Annotated in this window: 19 protein-coding genes and 1 riboswitch; of the genes, 5 read left to right on the top strand and 14 right to left on the bottom strand. The window is 72.4% G+C overall.

Translation table 11 applies throughout. The features are described from left to right. Positions 1-20 precede the first annotated feature (20 nt). From ACFYPJ_RS13165 to ACFYPJ_RS13150, 4 genes are all read right to left on the bottom strand, one after another. Positions 21-1379 carry a bifunctional 3,4-dihydroxy-2-butanone-4-phosphate synthase/GTP cyclohydrolase II gene (locus ACFYPJ_RS13165; RefSeq protein ID WP_389014908.1) on the bottom strand — a complete coding sequence of 453 codons (1359 nt, stop codon included), beginning with the start codon at positions 1377-1379 and terminating at the stop codon, positions 21-23. Then, entirely contained in the window at positions 1376-2020 is a 645-nt protein-coding gene (locus ACFYPJ_RS13160) for a nicotinamide riboside transporter PnuC (protein WP_389014906.1), read from the bottom strand. Before ACFYPJ_RS13160 ends, ACFYPJ_RS13165 begins: the two co-directional genes overlap by 4 nt. Continuing rightward, a complete protein-coding gene (locus tag ACFYPJ_RS13155; RefSeq protein WP_389014903.1) occupies positions 2017-2619 on the bottom strand; it encodes a riboflavin synthase in 603 nt (200 codons plus the stop codon). Before ACFYPJ_RS13155 ends, ACFYPJ_RS13160 begins: the two co-directional genes overlap by 4 nt. Positions 2620-2769: 150 nt before the next feature. Next, positions 2770-2900: riboswitch (FMN riboswitch) on the bottom strand. Positions 2901-3523: 623 nt separating this feature from the next. Further along, positions 3524-4726: an ROK family transcriptional regulator gene (locus ACFYPJ_RS13150; RefSeq protein ID WP_389014901.1), complete on the bottom strand. Its 1203-nt coding sequence runs from the start codon at positions 4724-4726 to the stop codon at positions 3524-3526. 143 nt (positions 4727-4869) lie between these two features. Between ACFYPJ_RS13150 and ACFYPJ_RS13145 the strand changes: the two genes are divergently transcribed. Beyond that, positions 4870-6078 (top strand): MFS transporter, encoded by a 1209-nt coding sequence (locus ACFYPJ_RS13145; protein WP_389014898.1) that lies wholly within the window; start codon positions 4870-4872, stop codon positions 6076-6078. A 34-nt stretch (positions 6079-6112) separates the two neighbouring features. Here ACFYPJ_RS13145 and ACFYPJ_RS13140 read toward each other — a convergent pair whose 3' ends face one another. After that, positions 6113-7372 carry an alginate lyase family protein gene (locus ACFYPJ_RS13140; protein WP_389014895.1) on the bottom strand — a complete coding sequence of 420 codons (1260 nt, stop codon included), beginning with the start codon at positions 7370-7372 and terminating at the stop codon, positions 6113-6115. Positions 7373-7494: 122 nt separating this feature from the next. On the opposite strand from ACFYPJ_RS13140, the gene ACFYPJ_RS13135 reads away from it, so the two are divergent. The 3 genes from ACFYPJ_RS13135 to ACFYPJ_RS13125 all read left to right on the top strand — a co-directional run bounded on the left by ACFYPJ_RS13135 (position 7495) and on the right by ACFYPJ_RS13125 (position 10879). Next, a complete protein-coding gene (locus ACFYPJ_RS13135; protein WP_389014892.1) occupies positions 7495-8901 on the top strand; it encodes a uracil-xanthine permease family protein in 1407 nt (468 codons plus the stop codon). Positions 8902-9166: 265 nt separating this feature from the next. Further along, entirely contained in the window at positions 9167-9862 is a 696-nt protein-coding gene (locus ACFYPJ_RS13130) for a DUF5995 family protein (RefSeq protein WP_389014890.1), read from the top strand. A gap of 87 nt (positions 9863-9949) precedes the next feature. After that, positions 9950-10879 (top strand): LLM class F420-dependent oxidoreductase, encoded by a 930-nt coding sequence (locus ACFYPJ_RS13125; RefSeq protein ID WP_389014887.1) that lies wholly within the window; start codon positions 9950-9952, stop codon positions 10877-10879. Positions 10880-11027: 148 nt separating this feature from the next. On the opposite strand, the gene ACFYPJ_RS13120 is transcribed toward ACFYPJ_RS13125, so the two are convergent. The 9 genes from ACFYPJ_RS13120 to fmt all read right to left on the bottom strand — a co-directional run bounded on the left by ACFYPJ_RS13120 (position 11028) and on the right by fmt (position 21294). Next, positions 11028-12725: an FAD-dependent oxidoreductase gene (locus ACFYPJ_RS13120; protein WP_389014884.1), complete on the bottom strand. Its 1698-nt coding sequence runs from the start codon at positions 12723-12725 to the stop codon at positions 11028-11030. Positions 12726-12775: 50 nt separating this feature from the next. Beyond that, positions 12776-13564, bottom strand: coding sequence for a carbon-nitrogen hydrolase family protein (locus ACFYPJ_RS13115; protein ID WP_389014881.1), 789 nt, complete (start codon positions 13562-13564; stop codon positions 12776-12778). Between the two features lie 351 nt (positions 13565-13915). After that, complete coding sequence (locus ACFYPJ_RS13110; protein WP_389014879.1) at positions 13916-14368, bottom strand: Lrp/AsnC family transcriptional regulator; 453 nt, start codon at positions 14366-14368, stop codon at positions 13916-13918. Positions 14369-14633: 265 nt separating this feature from the next. Continuing rightward, positions 14634-16100, bottom strand: a complete 1467-nt coding sequence (locus ACFYPJ_RS13105) for a GuaB1 family IMP dehydrogenase-related protein (RefSeq protein WP_389014876.1) — start codon at positions 16098-16100, stop codon at positions 14634-14636. A gap of 211 nt (positions 16101-16311) precedes the next feature. After that, the gene (locus ACFYPJ_RS13100) at positions 16312-16638 is read right to left on the bottom strand and encodes a barstar family protein (protein ID WP_389014873.1); all 327 of its coding nucleotides are present in this window, start codon (positions 16636-16638) and stop codon (positions 16312-16314) included. Between the two features lie 156 nt (positions 16639-16794). Next, positions 16795-17832 (bottom strand): sugar-binding transcriptional regulator, encoded by a 1038-nt coding sequence (locus tag ACFYPJ_RS13095; protein WP_376536408.1) that lies wholly within the window; start codon positions 17830-17832, stop codon positions 16795-16797. Between the two features lie 78 nt (positions 17833-17910). Continuing rightward, positions 17911-18597 (bottom strand): ribulose-phosphate 3-epimerase, encoded by a 687-nt coding sequence (rpe, locus tag ACFYPJ_RS13090; RefSeq protein WP_389014869.1) that lies wholly within the window; start codon positions 18595-18597, stop codon positions 17911-17913. A gap of 267 nt (positions 18598-18864) precedes the next feature. Further along, positions 18865-20283, bottom strand: coding sequence for an RsmB/NOP family class I SAM-dependent RNA methyltransferase (locus ACFYPJ_RS13085; RefSeq protein ID WP_389014866.1), 1419 nt, complete (start codon positions 20281-20283; stop codon positions 18865-18867). A gap of 78 nt (positions 20284-20361) precedes the next feature. Continuing rightward, positions 20362-21294 (bottom strand): methionyl-tRNA formyltransferase, encoded by a 933-nt coding sequence (fmt, locus tag ACFYPJ_RS13080; RefSeq protein ID WP_389014863.1) that lies wholly within the window; start codon positions 21292-21294, stop codon positions 20362-20364. A 410-nt stretch (positions 21295-21704) separates the two neighbouring features. Between fmt and ACFYPJ_RS13075 the strand changes: the two genes are divergently transcribed. Further along, a complete protein-coding gene (locus ACFYPJ_RS13075) occupies positions 21705-22247 on the top strand; it encodes a hypothetical protein (RefSeq protein ID WP_389014860.1) in 543 nt (180 codons plus the stop codon). Positions 22248-22488: the final 241 nt, after the last annotated feature.

Below are 22488 nucleotides of genomic sequence, written 5' to 3'. Positions count from 1 at the left end.
TGTCTCCTCAGTGCTCTTGCTTACTTGTCGCCGTGGCCGGAAGCAGCCTGTGCGTCCAGCCAGGGCAGGTCGTGCCCCATCCGGTCCCGCTTGGTGCGCAGGTAACGGAGGTTGTGCTCGCCCGCGGGCACGGGTGTCCGCTCGCGCCCGACGACCCTCAGGCCGTGGCGCAGCAGGGCGTCGGTCTTGTCGGGGTTGTTGGTCATCAGGCGCAGGCTGCGCACGCCGAGGTCCGTCAGGATCCGGGCTCCGGCGCCGTAGTCGCGGGCGTCGGCGGGCAGGCCGAGTTCGAGGTTGGCGTCCAGGGTGTCCCGGCCGCGTTCCTGGAGTTCGTAGGCGCGCAGCTTGGACAGCAGCCCGATGCCGCGGCCCTCGTGCCCGCGCAGGTAGACGACGACGCCGCGGCCCTCTTCCCGGATGCGTTCGAGGGCGGCGTCCAACTGGGGGCCGCAGTCGCAGCGCAGGGAGCCGAAGACGTCGCCGGTGAGGCATTCGGAGTGGACGCGGACCAGCACGTCCTCACCGTCGCCGATCTCGCCGTGCACGAGGGCGACATGCTCGACGCCGTCGGTGGTGGAGCGGTAGCCGTACGCGGTGAAGGTGCCGTGCCGGGCGGGCAGGTGGACCTCGGCCTCGCGCCGGACGGCGGGCTCGGGCGTGGGCGCCCGCTGCGGGAGCGGGACCGGCGCGGGCACCTGCAGCGCGGCCGGGGCGGACTGCTCGGTGATGCGCCGGTAGGCGATCAGGTCCTCGATGGAGACGATCGTCAGGCCGTGCTTGCGCGCGAACGGGATCAGTTCGGGCAGGCGGAGCATACGGCCGTCCTCGCCCGCGATCTCCACGATCGCGCCCGCCGCCGGCAGCCCGGCGAGCCGGGCGAGGTCGACGGCGGCCTCGGTGTGGCCGGGGCGGACCAGGACACCGCCGGAGCGGGCGCGCAGCGGGAAGACATGGCCGGGGCGGACCAGGTCGCCGGGCTCGGCCGTGCCGCCGGCCAGCAGCCGGAGCGTGGTGGCGCGGTCGGCGGCCGAGATCCCGGTGGTCACACCGTGGGCGGGGGAGGCGTCGACGGAGACGGTGAAGGCGGTCTTCATGGACTCGGTGTTGTCCTCGACCATCTGCGGGAGCCGCAGCCGGTCGAGTTCCGCGCCCTCCATGGGGGCGCAGATCAGGCCGCGGCACTCGCTCATCATGAAGGCGACGATCTCGGGGGTCACCTTCTCGGCGGCGATGACGAGGTCGCCCTCGTTCTCCCGGTCCTCGTCGTCGACGACCACGACCGGGCGGCCGGCCGCGATGTCGGCGACGGCCTGCTCGATGGGGTCGAGGCCGAAGTCCTCGATGTTGTCCGTGCCGTACAGGATCGGTGCCGCGGTCATGCCGGCGCTCCTTCCAGGACGGGCCGCGCGGCCTTGCGGGAGCGCAGCCACCAGTCGCGCAGGCCCCACAGGACGAGCGCGCCGTAAATGACGTAGACGAAGCCGGAGAAGGCGAAGCCGCCTGCGAAGTTGAGGGGGACACCGACGGCGTCGACGAGCAGCCAGGCGAGCCAGAACTCGACCATGCCGCGCGCCTGGGCGTACATCGCGACCACGGTGCCGACGAAGATGTAGGCGTCCGGCCAGGGATCCCAGGACAGCGCGGGGTAGGCGTGGAACAGTCCGGAGACGGCGACCGTGCCGACGGCGGCGGCGCCGGCCAGGACGGCCCGCTCGCGCCAGGTGCCGAACCGGACGGTGACCTGGCCGTCCGCGCCCCGCACGGTGCCGCGCCTCCACTGCCACCAGCCGTAGCCGGCGGCGGCCATGACCACGATCTGCTTGCCGGCGCTGCCGGAGAGATGGGCGGTGGCGAACGCGGCGAACAGGATCAGACCGGACACGAACTGCGTCGGCCAGCTCCACAGGGAGCGGCGCCAGCCGAACGCCAGGCCGATCAGGCCGAAGACGTTGCCGATCGCGTCCGACCACTTGATGTGCTGGCCGAAGAGGGTGAATGCCTCCGAGTTGAGCCAGTTCACCTGGTCGCTCCCTGGCCGGCGAGCAACCGCTCGACGTACTTGGCGATGATGTCGACCTCCAGGTTGACCGGGTCGCCGGGCTTCTTGAGGCCGAGCGTGGTCAGGGCGAGGGTGGTCGGGATGAGGCTGACGGTGAAGTGGTCGGCGCCCGCCTCCACGACGGTGAGGCTGATGCCGTCGACGGTGATGGAGCCCTTCTCCACCACGTAGCGGGCGAGGTCCGCGGGCAGGGAGATCTTCACGATCTCCCAGTTGTCGGAGGGGGTGCGCGTCAGCAGTTCGCCGGTGCCGTCCACGTGGCCCTGCACGATGTGGCCGCCCAGGCGGGCGCCCACGGCGGTGGGGCGTTCGAGGTTCACGCGGGAGCCGACGGTGAGGGCGCCCAGGCTGGAGCGGCTGAGCGTCTCCGCCATCACGTCGGCGGTGAACTCGTCGCCTTCGTGCTCGACGACGGTGAGACAGACTCCGTTCACGGCGATGGAGTCGCCGTGCCGCGCGCCGTCGGTGACGACGGGGCCGCGGAGCCGGAAACGGGAGGCATCGCCCAGGTTCTCGACGGCGGTGACTTCACCCAGTTCTTCGACGATTCCGGTGAACACTTCCCGGGTCCTCCTGCCTCATTCGGGCACGGACTCCGGGGCCTGTCGATATCGACAGAAGGGACGGATGAGCACTCGGGGAACGACGCCGGAAGGGATCGCCCACAGGGGACGAACCCGCATACGGCGGCGCGCACGGATGCCCGCCCGCCGCGCACTGCCTCCCATCCGGACTTTAACCGTCGGTTCAGGAATTTCACCTGATCAGCCGACCGCTGGACGCGGCCGGGTCGCGGACTGTAACCGCCGGTTCGGAATTACACCGACCCCGGAGTGCGCTGCTTCTGGTACCCGACCAGTGTGCCACGCCCGAGCACCGCCCAGACAGGGTGCCTCTGTGGATTGCCTCACAGCGGCGTGCGCCGGACTCGCCCGCAGGGCCGTCGCAGGTCAACTACCATGCCAGGAAAGGTTCCTGACCATCGGTCCACACCCATTGACCTTACTGGTCTAGTCCTTTTATGGTGCGGGCGGGCCCGGTGGCGGTGACGACGGCCCTTGCCCGCCGCCGGGTCGCCAGCCTTCCGGCGACAGGCCAGGCGACCACGGCCCGGCGGCAGCCCGAAAGGACCCGACCCGCGCGCACCCTTTCGCCGCTTTCCCTTTCCAGTCGGCTTCTGTTGTCCGTCATCGAATTACGCCACCTTCCCCTTCCCTGCGCCTTCCCCGGCTTCCCTTGCATTTCGCCGCCCTTCACCTCCTTTCCAGGCATTTCGCAGCCTTTCCGTTCCTTTTGATATCTTTCGCCGTCGACGCGGTGCTGCGGACAGCTGTGACAGGGGGCACATCGTGGGAGCACGGTTCGGTGCGGTCGCCCCAGAGGCCCCAGGAGGCCCCAAGGTGCCCCAGGAGGCCCCAGGCGCCCCAGAAACCAAGGGCGAGCGGGGGCAGCGGGACCAGCGGTCTAGCGGTCCTGCGGTCCGAACAAGTCGTCCTGGGCGCGCTCCCGTGCGGTCAGCAGTGCGCCGCGTAGCACGGCGCCGCCCCCCAGGGCGCTCGCGCGCACCTCGGTGGCCAGGGGTGACATCCGCCGGACCCGTTCCGCCACCCGGGCGGCGAGCGTCGCGCCGCCGGCCTGGCCGACCTCGCCGCCGAGGACCACGCAGCCGGGATCCAGAATCGCGGCCACGGAAGCCGCACCGATGGCCATGCGGTCGGCGAGCGCGTCGAGAAAGCGGTCGGCCGCGGTGTCGGAGCCTGCCACGGCCCCGGCCACGGCCGCCCTGACCAGGCCCGCCGCGCGCGATCCCGCTGTGTCGCCCGCGGCCGCGGCGAGCCCGAACCCGTCGGCCAGCACCTCGATCGCCGCGGCCCCCGTGAGCGAGTGGAAGCCTCCCTCGCAGTCCGTCGCCGAGGGCAGCACCGAGGTGCCCGGCACCGGCAGGAAACCGATCTCGCCCGTGCCGCCGGAAGCGCCGCGACGCAGGATGCCGTCCAGGACGACGGCGGCACCGGTGCCGTGGCTGAGCCAGAGCAGGACGAAGGTGTCGCGGTCCCGGGCACAGCCCTCGCGCTGCTCGGCCAGGGCCGCGAGGTTGGTCTCGTTCTCCACGGTGACCCGGGCCGCGGGAATGCGCTCCTGAAGCGCGGCGACCAGGCGCCGGTGCCAGGCGGGCAGCCCGGAGGTGTCCCGGAGTTCGCCGGTGGCGGGGTCGATCAGCCCCGGCGCACCGATGCCGACGGTGTGCAGCCGGTCGGCCCCGGCTTCCTTCGCCGCCCGCTCCACCAGCATCACCGCCTGCTCCACCGCGGGCCCGGTCCCGCTGTCCCCGGCGATCGGCACCGACGCCTCGGCGAGTACGCGGCCCAGCAGGTCGGAGACCAGCACGGAGACGCTCTCCGTGCGGACGTCGAGTGCGGCCAGATGGGCCCGGTCGGCGACGATGCCGTAGAGCCGGGCGTTGGGGCCGCGGCGCTGTTCTCCCCACTCGCCCACGATCGTGATCAGGCCGGATTCCGTGAGCCGTTCGACGAGGTCGGCGACGGTCGGCCGGGACAGCCCGGTCAGTTGCTTCAACTGCCCGGCCGTGAGCGGGCCTTCCTCCTGCAGCAGCCGCAGGGCGAGCCGGTCGTTGATGGCCCGGGCGGTGCTCGGTGATGCGGGCATGACGGGAACCCTCCCACTTCGGCGTTGCCGGCCCGGCCGCCCGTTGTCCCTGCCGGGGACGGCAGAATACTCGCTATCTATCAGGCAGGGTCCCTGATAGTTTGCCGCACAGCGGGGTGACGCATCCAGGGAGGGGCCGGAGCATGAGTGGCGTGATCCACACACAGGGGGAGGTGAAACGCTCCCGGTACGCCGTCGCGGCCGTGTTCACCGTGCACGGAGCCGTCACCGGCTCGTTCGCGACCCGGGTGCCCTGGATCCAGGACCATGCCTCGCTGAGCGCGGGACAGCTCGGGTTCGCGCTGGCCTTCTCGGCGCTCGGCGCCTCGTGTTCGATGCCGCTGGCGGGCTGGATCAGTCACCGGCTCGGCAGCCGCACCGCGCTGCGTGGGCTGATCGCGCTGTGGACCCTGTCCCTGATCCTGCCCGGCGTGGCCCCGAACCTGTACACGCTGTGCCTGGCCATGTTCGTCTACGGCGCGAGTTCCGGCATGGCCGACGTGGCGATGAACGCGCTGGGCGTGGAGGTGGAACGGCTGCTCGACAAGTCGATCATGTCAGGGCTGCACGGCATGTGGAGCGCGGGTGCCCTGACCGGCTCGGCCGCCGGCACCATCGCCGCCCATCTGGGCTCGGACGCACGGGTGCACTTCGGGCTCGCGGCGGCCGTCCTCACCCTGCTCGGCATCCTGGCCGCGGGCTGGGTCCTGGATCTCCAGGCCGCCGAGGACGAGGAGCCGCCGCCGCGGTTCGCGCTGCCGCCCCGTTCGGCGCTGCTGATCGGCGCGGTCGGCTTCTGCGCGGTGTTCGCGGAGGGCGCGAGCCTCGACTGGTCGGCGGTGTTCCTTCAGGACCGGCTGGGGACCTCCGCGGGGCTGGCCGCGGCGTGCACCACCGGATTCATGCTGACCATGGCGGTGGCCCGGATCGCCGGGGACGCGGTCGTGAACCGGTTCGGCGCGGTGCGCACCGTCCGCACGGGCGGGGTGCTCGCCGCGGCCGGCGGGCTGCTGATCGTCCTGGCCGGGCATCCGGCGGTGGCGATGGCCGGGTTCGCGATGATGGGTCTGGGCATCGCGGTGGTCGTGCCGCTGTGCTTCGCGGCGGCCGGGCACAGCGGCACCAATCCGAGCCAGGCCATCGCGGGCGTGGCGACCATCACCTACACCTCGGGCCTGGTAGCGCCCAGCATGATCGGCGGGGTGGCCCAGGCGACCAGCCTGACGGTGTCGTTCTGCCTGGTGACCCTGCTGGCGTGCGGGCTGGCGGTGTTCGCGGGGGTGCTCCGCCCGCGCGGCCGGACCCGGGCCGAGGCCGGCCGGCCGGCGGCGGTGCCCGACCCGCGGCCCTGAGGCGTCACCGCCGGCACACCCGCCGCCGCAGCCGTCAGCCCGCGATCGAGTCCAACTGCTCCGCGGCCGGGCGCAGTCGCCACAGGTCGCCGCCGGGCGGTTCCTCCAGCAGCGGGACCGCCCGCCGGGCCGCTGCGTCCCCCGCGTCGGCCGCCGCGTGTACGACATCGCTCGCCGCGAAGCGCTGGAACTCCAGCTCCGGGTGCGGCCACGCGGTGGCGCCGGTCGCCGCGGGCAGCAGGTAGTCCACGGCCTTGAACAGGCTCTGCCCGTCCGGTCCCCGGTAGGCCCACAGGTCCACGCCGACGTGCCGGCCGATGGCCGCGAGGCGGGTGTAGGCGACCAGGTCGAAGGTCGAGTAGTGCCAGCTGCGGGTCCGGGTCAGCTCCTGGGGCTGGCTGCCGTCACCCGCTATCTGCGGGTCGATGCGCCCAGCCCGGGCGTCCAGCACGGTCCGCCGTGCCAGGGCGGTATCGCCGGTCGCGTAGGCCAGCGCGGCGAGCTGCATGTCGTAGAAGGTGCCGTGGTTGTTGGCGGCGGCGCCTTCCGCCTTGCCGAAGTCGCTGTTCTCCAGCCAGTCGCGGAAGTCGGCGTTCCACCGGGTCATGCCGCTACGGTCGGTCCCGGTCCAGCCGGGTGCCCCGGTGGCGAGGATCGCGAGCGCGTCGACGACGCTGGTGTAGGACTGCGAGAAGTCGATGATGCCGATGGCCCGGCCGTCGTACTTGCAGGGGATGAACTGGGCGTGGTTCAGGTTCGGGTTCATCCGCGTGGCCGGGTCGAGGAACCAGGTGCGCAGGATCTGCCCGGCCTTCTCGGCGTAGCGCCGGTCGCCGGTGTAGTACCAGGCGAGCGAGAGGTCGTAGGCCGAGTCGAAGACCCTCTCGACGTCCTGGCGGTCGGTGCCGCTGTCCACTTCCGGATTGCGCTGTCCGTCCCGCTGGACGTACGGACAGCCCCAGGGGTTGCCGGCGGTCGGCGCCGTGCTCGGCCACCAGTAGGGCGCCTGGCTCAGATAGTCGTGCACGTCGCCGCCGGGAGCGGGTCTGGGCTTGTCGACGACGGTCCAGGGCCCCTGGTCCAGCCAGGTGTCCGCACGGGCCGTCAAGTCCTTGAGAACGAGCCGTAGTCGACGGTCGCCGTGGTCCAGCCGGACCTTCGTCCGCTGGAGGCGGGAGCCGTCCAGTACGGCGGTGTCCGGGGCCTTCGGCGCCGCCTGCGCACCGGGGACGACCATGGCCGCGAACGCCACCACCGCGGCGAGCAGGACCGCGACGCGGGAGCTTCCACGCATCACACCCTCCGATCACAGATATGAACGCAGTTCATGAGTGGGGCCAGGCGAGCGTAGGACCACCAGGTAGCCGTGACAATGGTCCGGACCGTCTTCACGTACAGAGAAAGCGAAACCACACCATGGACCTCGGCGTGCGCTGGAAGCTGCACGGCGACGGGCGTACGCCCGCGCCCGGAGCGGTGGTACGCCCCGACGAACGGCTGTCCTGGCCCCGCACGGTGGGCCTCGGCGCCCAGCACGTCGTGGCGATGTTCGGCGCGTCCTTCGTGGCCCCCGTGCTCATGGGGCTGAACCCCAACCTCGCGATCATGATGTCGGGCGTCGCGACGGTGATCTTCCTGCTCGCGACCCGCGGACGGGTGCCGAGCTATCTGGGCTGCTCCCTGTCCTTCGTGGGGGTCGCCGCGGTCATCCGCGCCCAGGGCGGTACGAGCGCCACGGTGACCGGCGCGGTCTTCGTGGTCGGCGTCGTGCTGTTCCTTGCGGGTCTCGCCGTGCAGCGCTTCGGGGCACGCATCATCCACGCGACGATGCCGCCGATCGTGACCGGCGCCGTGGTCATGCTGATCGGCTTCAACCTGGCGCCGGTGACGGCGTCCACCTACTGGCCGCAGGACCAGTGGACCGCCCTGCTCGTGATGCTGTTCACCGCCGTAGCCGTGGTCTGCCTGCGCGGTTTCTGGTCACGCATCGCGATCTTCCTGGGCCTGGTCTTCGGGTACGTCGCCTCCTGGGCCTTCGACCGGGTCTTCGGCCGCATCCACTCGGTGGACGCGAGCGGCAAGCTCACCGACCACTGGCGCCTGGACCTGTCCGGCGTGGGCAGGGCCGACTGGGTCGGGCTGCCGTCCTTCCACGGCCCGTCCTTCCACTGGTCGGCGATCCTGGTCGCCCTGCCGGTCGTCATCGCGCTGGTCGCGGAGAACGCCGGGCACGTCAAGGCGGTCGGCGAGATGACCGGCGATCCCCTGGACGACAAGCTCGGCACGGCGATCTCGGCGGACGGCGTCGCCTCGATGCTCTCGACCGCGGTCGGCGGCCCGCCGAACACCACCTACTCCGAGAACATCGGCGTGATGGCCGCCACCCGCGTCTACTCGACGGCCGCGTACTGGGCCGCCGCCGGGTTCGCGCTGCTGTTCGGCGTGTGCCCCAAGTTCGGCGCGATCGTCGCCGCCGTCCCGGGCGGGGTCCTCGGCGGCATCACCGTCATCCTGTACGGCATGATCGGCCTGCTCGGCGCGCAGATCTGGCTGCACGGCGGGGTGGACCTGCGCAACCCGCTGAACCTCGTCCCGGCCGCCGCGGGCATCATCATCGGCGTCGGCAACGTCTCCTTGAAGTTCACCGACACCTTCTCGCTCAGCGGCATCGCCCTCGGCACGCTGGTCGTGATCATCGGCTACCACGCGCTGCGCGCCCTCGCCCCCGCCCATCTCAAGGAGCAGCGGCCGCTGCTGGACGAGGGCACCTCCGCCTACGACACACCGGACACCGGGACAAACGGTCATCGCTCCGGTTCGTGACGCGCGGTCACTTCCCCTGTCCGGGACGGGCGCTCACCCCGCCCGTCTGCGACGGGCAGCCACCGCGCCGGTTCGCCGTCCTGCTCCGGCGTGCGCACTTCCGGGCCGGGCACCGGGCGCCGGGCTGGGAAGTGCGCACGCCGCCCGGCCCGCTCGCCGTTCCCCGGTGGCCCAACCCCCGTGCACGACGGCCCTGTTCCCTCGTTCCGGGGACGCCCCGGGCCCGTCGGCGCTCCGGCGGGCCCGGGGCTGACACCCTGCCCCCATGGCGCACTTGGAACAGCTCACCGCATCCGTCCGCACCGTCGACGCCGTCGCCTCGCGGATGCGCGCCCTGGCCGCCACCCTGCCGGCCCGGGACGGGGTCGCGGTCTTCAACCGCGTCTATCTGACCGTCACCGAGGAGGTCGAACGAGGACTGGACACCGGGTACTTCACCGACCGGCGGAGCGCGATCGCGCTGGACGTCCGGTTCGCGCACCGGTACCTGGCCGCGGTGGACGCGTCCGCGGACGCCCGCCGCGCACCGGCCTGCTGGCGGCCGCTGTTCCAGTTGCGCCGCCATCCGGGCGTACGGCCCCTGCAGTTCGCACTGGCGGGGATCAACGCGCACATCGGCCACGACCTCGCGCTCGCCGTGGTGGACGCCTGCCGCACCCTCGACTGCGAACCCGACGACCTGGAGGACGAGTTCGACCGCGTGGGCGACCTCCTCGTGTCGCTGGAGGAACGCGTCCGCGAGGATCTGATGCCCGGCCCCGACGTCCTCCAGATCGCCGATCCGCTGACCCATCTGCTCGGCTCCTGGAGCCTGGAGCGTGCCCGGGACGCGACCTGGTCGGCGGCGCGCGCGCTGTGGGCGCTGCGCCGCTGCGGGGACCTCGCCGAGGAGTTCACCGAACGCCTGGACGCGGCCGTCGGTCTCGCGGGCCGCCTGCTGCTCACCCCGCTACCGGACTGATCCGGACATTGCGCGAGCCTTCGCAGGAACAGCCGTGCGACAGGATTAGGTTGACGTACAGACACTCGATCAAGAAGGAGCTCCGGCATGGCAATCCGGCTCGGACTCGGCCTCCCGCAGACACGGCAGTACTCCCTCGGCACGGACGTACCCGACGTGGCCCGCACGGCCGAACGGATCGGCTACGACAGCCTCTGGGTCTTCGAACGGGCCCTGGTCCCCGATCCGGCCACCCAGGGTCTCTACAACATCGAAGGGCTGCCCTGGCCGGACAGCTACCGGCATGTCGCGGATCCGCTGGTCACCCTCACCCTGGCGGCGTCGGCCACCGAGCGGGCCGAACTCGGCTCCAGTGTGCTGGTGGCGCCGCTGCACCAGCCGTTCCAACTGGCCACAGCGCTCGCCTCGGTGGACGCGGCGAGCGGCGGCCGGGTGATCGCGGGCTTCGGCACCGGCTGGTCCCTGGACGAGTACGCGGCGGCCGGGATCCGTCCGTTCGCGGAGCGCGGCCGGGTACTGGACGAGGCCATCGAGGTCTGCCGGGCGGTGTGGGGCCCCGACCCGGTGCGCTACGAGGGCCGCATCACGAAGATCGCCTCGGCCGTGGTGGGGCCGAAGCCGGTCCGGCCGATCCCGATCCTGCTGGCCGCGGGCAACGAGCGGGCGCTGCGGCGGCTGGTCGACCACGCCGACGGCTGGCTGCCGGTGGCCATGGGCGCCGAGCAGCTGGCCGCGCAGTGGCGGCAGGTGCAGGACCTGGCGGCCGAGCGGGGACGTACGGAACCCCTCCGGACGGTCGTGCGGGCGAACGCGTCCCTCTCGGCCGAACCCCACACCGGTGCCGACCGCCTGCCCTTCCAGGGCGACGCCGACCAGATCGTCGAGGACCTGGTCGCCCACGCGGCCGCCGGCCCGCAGGAGATCCTCGTCGAGCTGCAGAACAGCGCCCGTGACGCCGAGCACCTGAAGGACATCGCGGCGGAGGTCTACGAGAAGGCCCGGGCCGCCGGGGTCTAGGACGTGTTTCGCCAGGAGCGTCGGATCAGGCGGCGGCGCTCGGACCGCGGCCTCCGGCGTCGCGGCGCCTGGTGCCGCGGCGTCCGCTACGACGGTGTCCCGTGCCAGGCGTCGCGGCCCCGGCGGGACTTCGGCAGGCACACCCGTCCTAGTCCTCGGGTAGTTCCACCGGCGCGATCTCGTCGAAGACGTCGCCCGGTCCGGGGTTGCCGGGATCCGTCGCTCCGCCGAAGTGGTGCATCACACCCCAGACCGCGTTCAGCGCGGTCTGGACGGCGCCCTCGGCCCACCCGGCCGTCCAGGAGATGTCGTCCCCGGCGAGGAAGAGGCCGCGGCGGTCGGCGGGCAGCCGGTCCTGCATGAAGTGGGTGAACAGCCGCCGCTGGTAGCGGTAGTGACCGGGCAGGTTGGCCTTGAACGCGCCCAGGAACCAGGGCTCGTTCTCCCACGAGACGGTCACCGGGTCGCCGATGACGTGCCCCCTGATATCGACGTCCGGGTAGATCTCGCCGAGCGACTTCAGCATGACCTCCATCCGCTCGTCCGCGGACAGCGGCAGCCACTTCAGGCTGTCGTCGCACCAGGTGTAGGAGAGGCAGATGACCGCCGGCCGGTCCGGACCGTCGTCCAGCAGATAGGTGCCGCGCGTCATGCGGTCGGTGAGCGTCATCGACATCACGTCCCGGCCGGTGGCCGGGTCCTCGTCCCGCCAGAACGGCCGGTCCACCGGGACGAACAGCTTGCTGGACTCCATGTAGTGGGTGCGCTCGATCGCCGTCCAGTGGTCGATCGGGAAGAGCGAGTCGTCGCAGTCGATCCTGGAGAGCAGCAGCCAGGACTGGGCGGTGAAGACGGCCGCCCGGTAGGTGCGGACCTCGCCGTGTTCGTCCGTCACCGTGATCCGGTCGTCCGCGGTGCGGTCCAGCCGGGCCACGGCCGGGCGGGGCTCGCCGTTGTCGTGCAGCGACGCGAGGGAGGTGCCGGGGGCCCAGTGCACGATCTTCTCCGGCTCGCGCCGCCACAGCCGCAGCGGCAGTTGTTGGGAACCGCCGACAATGCCGCGATGGTGGTCGTCGGCCTCGGTGTAGACGACACGCAGGATCTCCAGGATGGAGTTCGGGAAGTCGGTGTCCCAGCCGCCGGTGCCGAAGCCGACCTGCCCGAAGATCTCCCGGTGCCGGAAGGACCTGAAGGCATCGGAGTCGCACAGGAATCCGTAGAAGGTCTGGTTGTCGAGCTTCTCGACGAGCCGCGCCCAGATCTCCCGGATGCGCGGCACGTCCCGTTCGCGCAGGGCGCGGTTCATGGCGGAGAAGTCCGCGCCCTCTTCGAGGCACCTGCGCCAGGCGTCGGCGACGTCCCGGTAGACCTGCGGCAGGTCGTCGATGGTCGTCGCGTAGTGCGACTCGCCCTTGAGGTCCACGACGGTGGACGGCGTCGCCTCGGCGAGGGGGTTGGGGAAGGGGCTGGTCCGCAGGCCGACGAGGTCGATGTAGTGCTGGACCGCCGTGGCGGACGGGGGGAAGCGCATCGCGCCCAGCTCGGCGGTCAGGGACGGGTCGCAGCCGTCGAAACCGACCGTCCGCAGCCGGCCGCCGAGTTGGTCCGCCTCGTACACGACGGGCCTGAGGCCCATCTTCATCAGCTCGTAGGCAGCCACGAGTCCGGACAGGCCGCCGCCGACGACCGCTACCTCCCTCCCGTGCTCGGTCGCGGGGATCTGGCCGAGGCCCGCCGGGTGGGCGAGGAAATCGTCGTACGCGTAGGGGAAGTCCGGTCCGAACATGGTGATCGGCGGCTGCTGCCTGACTGCCTGCTCGACGGCGGCGGGCACCGTGGACGTCATGGGGTACGGACTCCTTGCGCGGGTGAACTTGAGGGGACGGCGAGCGGGTTTCAGACCAGGGACCGGTACAGGCCGGGGCGGCGGTCCCGCAGGTACGGATTGGCCTCGCGGGAAGCCGCGAGGAGGGCGGGGTCGGCGTCCGCGAGGACGAGTTCGCCGGTGCGGCCCGCCCGGACGCGGGCGACGCCGTCCGGACCGGCCAGCGTGGACATTCCGGCGAACTCGAACTCGCCCTCCTGGCCGGCCCGGTTGGCGTACGCGATGTACATCTGGTTCTCGAAAGCCCGCACGGGGACCAGTGACTCGGCGACGAACTGGTACGGATGCATCAGCGCCGTCGGCACGACGAGCAGATCGGTGCCGGCCAGCGCATGGGCCCGGACGTTCTCCGGGAACTCGACGTCGTAGCAGATCAGCAGGCCGACGGTGTGGCCGTTCAGCTCGGCCTGTACGACCGGCCGGTCGCCGGGGGTGAAGTGGTCCTGTTCGAAGCGGCCGAAGAGGTGGGTCTTGCGGTAGTTGGCGAGCCGGGTGCCGTCGGCGGAGATCAGCTGGGCGGAGTTGTGGAGGGCGCCGCCCGCACGCTCCGGGTAGCCGTAGGCGATCGCGAGACCGTGCCGGGCGGCGATGCCGGCGACCGCGGCGGCGCCCGCGCCGTCGGCGGGCTCGGCGAGCCGGCCGACGGCGTCGCCGATCGCGTACCCCGTCAGGAACAGTTCCGGCGCGGCCAGCAGCCCGGCGCCCGCGGCGGCGGCACGGGCCGCGGCCTCGTCGAGGACCTTGAGGTTCTCGACGACGGAGCCGGGGCGGCCGGAGCTCTGGAGCAGGGCGGTGCGCATGCGTGATCCTCACCGGTGCGGTGGCGGGGGGCGGGGGCATCTAGACCGTACGGTCGGCGTGCCGGGCCGGACAAGAAGCAGCCGTTGCGCACCGATGAGCGGTTCGTTGCGTGCTCAGCGGCCTGCCCGGCGATTCGTTGCGCATCCGCCGGTCCGGTGGCACGCAATGAACCACCGGGCCGTGCCTGGCCGACGGAGGATGGGTACGGGCGGGCGCGGGTACGCGCGCGCGTGCCTGCGGTGTCTGTCTCCCGCGCGTGCCTCAACGGCCGGGGCACCGGTCGTCCGCGTACGCCTGTCACCCGGGTGCGGGCGCAAGCCGGTCCGGGTGACGGTGACGATGAGGGTGGTTCAGCCCGGCGCTCCGGACGAGAACCGGCGCAGCAGCGGCGACAGCACCAGCACGGACTTGGTCCGTTCCACGAACGGCTCGCCCGCGATCCGCTCCAGCACGCGTTCGAAGTGGCGCATGTCGGAGGCGAAGACCTGGACGACGGCGTCCGCGTCCCCGGTGACGGTGGAGGCGGCCACCACCTCCTGGTAGCGCTCCAGGCCGCGCTGGATGGTCTCCGGAGAGGTGTTGCGCCGGCAGTAGACCTCGATGAACCCCTCGGTCTCCCAGCCGAGCGCCACCGGGTCCACTCGCACCGTGAAGCCGGTGATGGCGCCGGAGGCGCGCAGCCGGTCCACGCGTCGTTTCACGGCCGGTGCGGACAGGCCGACCAGGTGCCCGATGTCCGCGTAGGAGCGGCGGGCGTCCTCGGCGAGGGCGTGCACGATGCGTGCGTCGAGATCGTTCAGCACTGCGGGCGGTTCACTTCTTCGTCGGGGTCCTGCTCCGCCGCCGCGACGGTCTGCGGGACCGCGGGACGGAAACGGCGATGGCCGTACACGAAGTAGAACACGAGCCCCGCCGTCAGCCGGCCGCCCCACACCTCCCGGGCCGCCCAGCGCGGGCGGCCCGGGCGACCGCGGGACGCGAGAAAGCCGCCGCGCTCCGGTCGGCGACCGCGGGCCCTCCCCCGGTCCCGGTACGGCGGCGCCGGCCGGGCCGGGCGCCGCGACCGGGTCAGTTCCAGCTGGCGTGCAGGGGCTTGCCCTCGGCGTAGCCGGCGGCGCTCTGCACGCCGACGATGGCCTTCTCGGTGAACTCGTCCAGGGAGGCGGCGCCGGCGTAGGTGCAGGCGGAGCGGACGCCCGCGATGATCGAGTCGATCAGGTCCTCGACGCCCGGGCGGGTCGGGTCGAGGAACATGCGGGAGGTGGAGATGCCCTCCTCGAACAGCGCCTTGCGGGCGCGGTCGTAGCCCGACTCCTCCGAGGTGCGGTTGCGCACGGCGCGCGCGGACGCCATCCCGAACGACTCCTTGTAGAGCCGCCCGCTCGCGTCCTGCTGGAGGTCGCCCGGCGACTCGTACGTGCCCGCGAACCAGGAGCCGATCATGACGTTGGAGGCGCCCGCCGCCAGCGCCATCGCCACGTCGCGCGGGTGCCGGACGCCGCCGTCGGCCCACACGTGCTTGCCGTACTTGCGTGCCTCGGCGGCGCACTCCAGCACGGCCGAGAACTGCGGGCGGCCGACGCCGGTCATCATGCGGGTGGTGCACATCGCACCGGGGCCCACGCCCACCTTGACGATGTCGGCGCCCGCCTCGATCAGATCCTTGACGCCCTCGGCGGAGACGACGTTCCCCGCGACCACCGGGATCTTCGGGTCGAGGTCCCGCACCAGCTTGAGCGCGTTGACCATCGACTCCTGGTGGCCGTGCGCGGTGTCGATGACGAGCGTGTCGACACCGGCGTCCAGCAGTTGCTTCGCCCTGCCCGCCACATTGCCGTTGACGCCGACGGCGGCGGCGATGCGCAGCCTGCCGTGGGCATCGGTGGCCGGGGTGTAGAGCGTGGCGCGCAGCGCGCCCTTGCGGGTGAGGATGCCGGCCAGCTTGCCGTCCCCGTCCACCGCCGGGGCGTAGCGCCGGTTGGCCGTGTCCAGCGTGTTGAACGCCTCGCGCGGCTCGATGTCCGCGTCGAGCAGCAGCAGGTCGCGGGACATGACCTCGGTGAGCTGGGTGAAGCGGTCGACGCCGGACAGGTCCCGGTCGGTGACGACACCTACCGGGCGGCCGGTCCCGTCGACGACGACACCGGCGTTGTGCGCCCGCTTCGGCAGCAGGGCCAGCGCGTCGGCGACGGTCTGGTGCGGGGCCAGCACGATCGGCGTGTCGAGGACCCGGTGGCGGCCCTTCACCCAGGTGATGACGTCGGTGACGACCTCGATCGGGATGTCCTGCGGGATCACCACCAGCCCGCCGCGCCGGGCCATCGTCTCGGCCATGCGCCGGCCCGCGATGGCGGTCATGTTGGCGACGACCAGCGGGATCGTGGTGCCCGTGCCGTCCGGGGAGCTGAGGTCCACGTCCTGACGCGAGCCCACCGAAGAACGGCTCGGCACCATGAACACGTCGTCGTACGTCAGGTCGTAGGGCGCCGACGAACTCGGCACAAGCCGACCGGTACCCGGCTCAAGAAAACGCATGACATTACTTTTTCACGTGAAACGGCACAGGTCACTGCCACGAAGGCACGACTGGAGGGCCCCATGCCCGTTGGTTCCTCCAAGCGGGTGGACGGGGCCGCGCCGGCGGGAAGCGGTTACCTGCCTTGCACACAGATACTACCCAGCGGGACATCGGCCCTGGTGGCACCGCGGTTCAGCCCCGGGGCGACGACAGCGGTTCAGCCCTGGTTCAGCCCAGGGCGAGGGCCACGGTCAGCCGTGGTTCGCGCTCGGACGCCTCGGTGAACACGTCCTGTGCGACCGTCCACTCCTGTGGTTGCCGCCGCGCGTACGCCCGCCAGCCGGTGACGACGACGAGCAGCGCGCGGCCGGCGGTCTGCGGCGGCCACACGGACGGGTCGGCGAGGCTGTCGGCGAGGGCGTCCCAGTTGCGGCCGAACCAGTCGGGCAGCTCCAGCGCCCGCGCGGAGCGGTCCATCAGGCCCGCCTTGTCGACGATGCCCGCGAGGTCGAGCAGCACGACGTACGGGGTCGACATCGACAGCGGGGTCGTCATCTCAGCACCGTCCGGAACGATTCGTAAGTGATCATCGGAGTAATGGGCCTTCCCGCCCGGCCCCGAGGTCGCGGAAAAGCGAACGGGGACGACCCGTGACCGGCGTCTGCCGATGCTGTCACGATCGTCCCCGCGCGGGTCCGCTGCCCGGGCCGGTCAGGGTCCGTCGGGGTCCGACCGGTTCAGGGCGGGCCGCGGCGCCGGGCCGGCGGTCATCAGGTAATCCGCGGCCGAGGTGTCCGTCACCAGGCTGGTGACGAGACCGGAGCGCAGCACGGCGTCGATCGCGGCCGCCTTGCGCTGCCCGCCCGCGATCGCGACGACCTCGGGGACACGCCGCAGCTGGTCGGCCTTGACCGTGATGCACCGCTCCCCCAGGTCCCGGCCGATCCGGCGGCCTTCCGAGTCGAAGAGGTGCGCGGACATCTCGGCGGCGACCCCGAGCGAGTCGTAGTGGCCGCGCTCCTCGTCGCTGAGCATGTCGTACACCGCCGAGATGCCCGGCTCCCAGGAGCCGATCGAGACGCACGCGACCGTGACCTTGTCGAAGTACTCGAAGGCCCGGGCGATCCCGGTCTGGTTGCGCAGCGCCGCCGCGGTGGCCGCGTCCGGCAGCAGCATCGGCGCGTAGATGGGGTGCGCGTCGCCCCCGGACACCTGGGCGGCGCGGCGGACGGCCTCGACCGAGCCGCGCTCGGCGGTCCCGGCGTCGTACACACCGGTCAGCTGCACCACCGTGCACGGCGGCAGCCGGTCGAGGGCGGCGGCCATGTGAATGGTGGACCGGCCCCAGGCCAAGCCCAGCACGTCTCCCTCGTTGACCAGCTCGCCGAGCAGGTCGGCCGCGACCTCGCCGAGGTTCTCCGGATCCGGGGTCTCCTCCGCCTCGGCCGGGGACTCCACCACGACGGCGTGCCTCAGGCCGTAGCGGGCGCGGAGCGCGTCGGAGCGCTCGGCGTCCAGTTCGGCCGGCACACGGATCTCGATGCGTACGAGATCCCTTTCGAGGGCGGTCTCCAGCACCCTGGCCACCTTGAAGCGGCTGACGCCGAACTCCTCCGCAATCTGGATCTTGGACTTGCCCTCAAGGTAGAAGCGGCGGGCCATGGCCGCCGCCTGAACCAGCTCAGCGGGTCCCATCCGCGTGCGGCCCGCCGACATACCCGACACGGCGATCTCCTCACTGCTGTTCACATTCTCGATTCGCCGTTCATCCTTGCAGATCCGGCGCGGTTGATTAGCCCTGATGGGCGCCGTTCATGTACCTGTGGCTCACTGGTCGCATGCCCAGGACGCCTTCGCGGTGGCCGCCTCCGCCTGGGTGCGCAGTGCACGTACCGCCGCTGCCGGGTCCTTTGCCCCGTAGACGGCCGAGCCGGCGACGAAGACGTCGGCTCCCGCATCCGCGCATCGCTCGATCGTGGCCGCCGACACGCCCCCGTCCACCTGGAGCCACAGTTCGAGGCCGTGCTTGGCGATCAGCTCCCGGGTGCGGCGGATCTTCGGGAGCATGATGTCGAGGAACGCCTGACCGCCGAAGCCCGGCTCGACCGTCATGATCAGCAGCATGTCGAGTTCCGGGAGCAGGTCCTCGTACGGTTCGACGGGCGTCGCGGGCTTGAGCGCCATGGAGGCGCGGGCACCCTTGGCGCGGATCTCACGGGCGAGCCTGACGGGCGCCCCGGCCGCCTCGATGTGGAAGGTGACCGAGGAGGCGCCCGCCTCGACGTACTGCGGTGCCCAGCGGTCGGCGTCCTCGATCATCAGGTGGCAGTCCAGCGGCGTGTCCGTGGCCCGGGCCAGGGACTCCACGACCGGCACCCCGAGCGTCAGGTTCGGGACGAAGTGGTTGTCCATGACGTCGACGTGGAGCCAGTCGGCTCCCTCGACCGCCTTCGCCTCGTCCGCGAGGCGGGCGAAGTCGGCGGACAGGATGCTGGGGTTGATCTGCACGGCCATGCCCCAAGCCTGCCACGTCCGGGCCGGGTCTCTCGCGCCGGGCGCGAAGGGCGGCCGGCTCGCGGCCGCCGTATCACGGAGCCCCCGGTCACAGCCTCGGGCCCGATCCCGGCCCGATCCGGTCTGTTCTTCGATCGCCATCCGCCCGATCCCGCCCCCCTCGACGCGGTCCGCCCGGATCCGCCGGCGGTGAATACGGCGGCGCCGGACGGCGAACCAGAGAACCGGCGGACCGACGGATCGGGAGCCCGCGGCTCGGCGGTCCGGTCAGCCGGTCCGGCGGATCAGCGCCAGGTACATGGCGTCGGTGCCGTGCAGATGCGGCCAGAGCTGGATGTCGGGGCCGTCGCCGAGCGCGGGAACCTGGGACAGCAGCGGACGGGCGTCGACGAGTTCGGTGTGCGGGCGCTGCTTGAGTACGTCGTCGACGACCGCCCGGGTCTCGGCGAGGTGCGGCGAGCAGGTCGCATAGCCGACGACGCCGCCCACCCGCACCGAATCGAGCGCGGTGCGCAGCAGGGCGCGCTGCAGCGGCGCGAAGTTCTCCAGGTCCTCCGGCCGTCGCCGCCAGCGCGCCTCGGGTCGTCTGCGCAGCGCGCCGAGCCCGGTGCACGGCACGTCCACCAACACCCGGTCGAAGGTGCCGGCCCGCCACGGCGGCCGGGTCCCGTCCGCGGCGATGACCTGCCAGGGCCCCGGGTTGCCGTCCAGTGCCCTGGCCACCAGACCGGCGCGGTGCGGCTGCTTCTCGGCGGCCAGCAGGACCGCTCCGCGCTCGGCGGCCAGCGCCCCGAGCAGCGCGGCCTTGCCGCCGGGTCCCGCGCACCCGTCGAGCCACTTCTCGTCCGGTCCGTCCAGCGGCGCGCTCGCAAGGGCGAGGGCGACCAGTTGGCTGCCCTCGTCCTGCACGCCGGCCCGGCCCTCCCGCACGGCGTCGATGGCGCCCGGCTCGCCGCCCTCGGCGAGCCGTACCGCATACGGCGACCAGCGTCCCGGCACGGCGGCGTCCTCGCGCAGCAGTTCCGCGGTACCGGCCCGGCCGGGCCGGGCGACGAGGGTCACCTCCGGGCGCTCGTTGTCCGCCGCCAGCAGGTCCTCGATCCCGGCCCGGCCGCCGCCGAGCGAGTCCCACAGCGCGGAGACGACCCAGCGGGGGTGCGAATGCACGACGGCGAGATGGTCCTCGGGGTCCTCGTCGTAGGACGGTGCGACCTTGGCCAGCCAGCCGTCGAGATCGTGCTGCGCCACCTTCCGCAGCACCGCGTTGACGAACTTGGCCCGGCCGTCGCCGAGCACGACCCGGGCCAGCTCGACGGAGGCGGACACCGCGGCGTGCGTCGGGATCCGCGTGCCGAGCAGTTGGTGCGCGCCGAGGCTGAGCACGTCCAGCACCGGCGGGTCGACCTCGCGCAGCGGCCGGTCGACACACGAGGCGATGATCGCGTCGTAGGTGCCCTGGCGGCGCAGTGTCCCGTAGACCAGTTCGGTGGCGAGGGCGGCATCCCGGCCGTCGAAGTCGCCCTTCTCCCGCGCCTTGCGCAACAGCGGCGGCAGTACGAGGTTCGCGTACGCGTCCCGCTCGTCCACGGCCCGCAGGGCGTCGAAGGCGAGGATGCGGACGGGATCCTTGTGGGGGCGGCGGTAGGGCTTGGCGGGCTTGTGGGGCCGACGGGACTGCTCGCTCACGAAAAGGTGCTCCGGTGCTGGAAGGGCTGCGCTCCCAGCCTACGTCGGAACGCAGCCGTCCCCGGTGCCGGGCGGAACTCAGCCGCCCAGGGTCTCGCCGTCCGCGACCCGCACCCCGCGCGCCCAGTCCGCCGCCCGCATCGGCTTCTTGCCCTGGGCCTGCACCCAGAGCAGTTCGACGGCGTGCGAGCCGGTGCCCACGTGCACGCTGTTCTTCCCGGCCGCGGGCTGCCCCGGGGCAAGGTCGGTGCGTTCGGGCGCGGGAACGACCTGGATGACCTTGAGCCGCTCCCCGCGGAAGGTGGTCCAGGCACCCGGCGCCGGGGTGCAGCCGCGCACCACCCGGTCGACCCGCAGCGCCGGGGCGGCCCAGTCCAGACGGGCGTCCTCGACGCTGATCTTCGGCGCGACGGTGACACCGTCCACCGGCTGCGGTACGGCCTTCAGCGTGCCGTCCGCGATGCCGTCCATGGTCGCGACGAGCAGCCCGGCACCGGCGAGGGCGAGCCGGGTGAGCAGGTCACCACTGGTGTCGGTGTGCCGGATCTCCTCGGTGACCGTCCCGTACACGGGGCCCGAGTCCAGCCCCTCCTCGATCAGGAAGGTCGAGGCGCCCGTGATCTCGTCCCCCGCCATGAGGGCGTGCTGCACGGGCGCGGCGCCGCGCCAGGCGGGCAGCAGCGAGAAGTGCAGGTTGACCCAGCCGTGGGCGGGCACGTCCAGGGCCACGCGCGGCAGCAGCGCCCCGTAGGCGACGACGGGGCAGCAGTCGGGGGCGATCTCCCCGAGCCGCTCAAGGAACTCGGGGTCCCGCGGCTTCAGCGGCTTCAGCACCTCGATCCCGGCCTCCTCCGCCCGCTCGGCCACGGGAGACGCGACCAGCCGGCGCCCGCGGCCGGCCGGCGCGTCGGGCCGCGTGACGACGGCGGCCACCTCGTGCCGCCCGGCGGCGATGAGGGCGTCCAGGGCGGGAACGGCGACTTCGGGGGTACCGGCGAAGACGAGCTTCATGGGCGGGTGCGGGCCTCTCGGGCGGGGTCGGGCGGGCAGCGCACCAGTCTATGACGGCGTGTACGACGAGGGCCTGTCCACTCAGTGGAAGGCACGCGCTACGAGAAGGCACTGCGAACGGCGGCCACCGCACGATTCGTCCCGCCCCGCGGTGACGCCCGCCCCGAGGCCCGTCCGACTCCGCTCGCCCGCTACCCGCTACCCGCTACCCGCTACCCGCTACCCGCTACCGACCGGACTACCCGGCCGGACACGGGTGGTGCGCGAGCGGGACACGGGCGTACGCATATGCCCGTACGCCCCCACCGCGTGACCAGCGGAGCGCACACGCGTTGGTCAAGTAAGAGTTGACCACAACGGGCCGCCGACGCGGCCCGATTCCTTTCAACGCCGGTTCGAGAGGCTTGTTCATGGCCGACCACGCAACCCACGACGCCCAGGCCCGGGCCAGCCTGCACTTGCTGGTGCGGGACATCGAGCGGGTCCGCCGGCAGGTGGACGCCCTGCGTACGCTCACCGCCCAGCTGGGCAACGTCTACCGCCCGCGCCGCTCCGGCCCCTCCACGGGCTTCGTAGTCTACGGACGCGCCCCCGCTCCGACCGTCCGTCTCGCCCAGGAACTCCGGGACAGCGTCGAGACCCTGGTCACGGCCGCCGTGGATTTCGACCGCTCGCTCGGCTTCTCGTGGGACGCGGTGGGCTCGGCCCTGGGCGTCACCAAGCAGGCGGTGCACCGCCGTTACGGCGCCCGTCGCGCCGCGGCCCAGGCAGCCGCGGATGCCGAGCGCACGCCGGAGCCGTCGGGCACCCGCACGATGAACGTGAACACCGGCCTTCCCACGGTTCCGACGGTCCCAGCGGCCCGTTCGATGCCGACCCAGCCGACAGCGGGCAGCCCCACGCTCCGCGACGAGGTCCGTCCGACGGCCTTCCCCGCCCCGCGCAACGGCTGACCCCCTCCCGCCCCGCCCTCCCGGCACCTCCGGGAGGGCGGCTGCCCGTTTGAGCCGTGCCGCGCCCCCGCACCTCGGCTCCGTCAACGGCTGGGCGATACCACGGGCGTTGCCCCTGACGGACGCACAGGAGCACGCCGACGACCCGGTCCTCCCGCGCCCCGCCGCGGACCGGCGCCCGAAGGCCCGGTCACCCGGCTCCCGACGCCCCAGGCCGCACAGGCAACAGCGGGGCAAGGAG

The sequence above is a fragment of the Streptomyces sp. NPDC006012 genome (assembly GCF_042871185.1).
Lineage (GTDB): Bacteria > Actinomycetota > Actinomycetes > Streptomycetales > Streptomycetaceae > Streptomyces.
The sequence above is the reverse complement of the archived record's forward strand: the minus strand, read 5'-3'. Positions and strand labels throughout refer to the sequence as shown.

Excerpts from the sequence above, each read along its gene's own strand:
- ACFYPJ_RS13145 (WP_389014898.1), top strand. The coding sequence starts at position 4,870 with ATGAGTGGCGTGATCCACACACAGGGGGAGGTGAAACGCTCCCGGTAC.
- rpe (WP_389014869.1), bottom strand. The coding sequence starts at position 18,597 with ATGGCCGTGCAGATCAACCCCAGCATCCTGTCCGCCGACTTCGCCCGC.
- ACFYPJ_RS13130 (WP_389014890.1), top strand. The coding sequence starts at position 9,167 with ATGGCGCACTTGGAACAGCTCACCGCATCCGTCCGCACCGTCGACGCC.
- ACFYPJ_RS13135 (WP_389014892.1), top strand. The coding sequence starts at position 7,495 with ATGGACCTCGGCGTGCGCTGGAAGCTGCACGGCGACGGGCGTACGCCC.
- ACFYPJ_RS13120 (WP_389014884.1), bottom strand. The coding sequence starts at position 12,725 with ATGACGTCCACGGTGCCCGCCGCCGTCGAGCAGGCAGTCAGGCAGCAG.
- ACFYPJ_RS13115 (WP_389014881.1), bottom strand. The coding sequence starts at position 13,564 with ATGCGCACCGCCCTGCTCCAGAGCTCCGGCCGCCCCGGCTCCGTCGTC.
- ACFYPJ_RS13150 (WP_389014901.1), bottom strand. The coding sequence starts at position 4,726 with ATGCCCGCATCACCGAGCACCGCCCGGGCCATCAACGACCGGCTCGCC.
- ACFYPJ_RS13165 (WP_389014908.1), bottom strand. The coding sequence starts at position 1,379 with ATGACCGCGGCACCGATCCTGTACGGCACGGACAACATCGAGGACTTC.
- ACFYPJ_RS13105 (WP_389014876.1), bottom strand. The coding sequence starts at position 16,100 with ATGCGTTTTCTTGAGCCGGGTACCGGTCGGCTTGTGCCGAGTTCGTCG.
- ACFYPJ_RS13140 (WP_389014895.1), bottom strand. The coding sequence starts at position 7,372 with ATGCGTGGAAGCTCCCGCGTCGCGGTCCTGCTCGCCGCGGTGGTGGCG.
- ACFYPJ_RS13125 (WP_389014887.1), top strand. The coding sequence starts at position 9,950 with ATGGCAATCCGGCTCGGACTCGGCCTCCCGCAGACACGGCAGTACTCC.
- ACFYPJ_RS13075 (WP_389014860.1), top strand. The coding sequence starts at position 21,705 with ATGGCCGACCACGCAACCCACGACGCCCAGGCCCGGGCCAGCCTGCAC.
- ACFYPJ_RS13100 (WP_389014873.1), bottom strand. The coding sequence starts at position 16,638 with ATGACGACCCCGCTGTCGATGTCGACCCCGTACGTCGTGCTGCTCGAC.
- fmt (WP_389014863.1), bottom strand. The coding sequence starts at position 21,294 with ATGAAGCTCGTCTTCGCCGGTACCCCCGAAGTCGCCGTTCCCGCCCTG.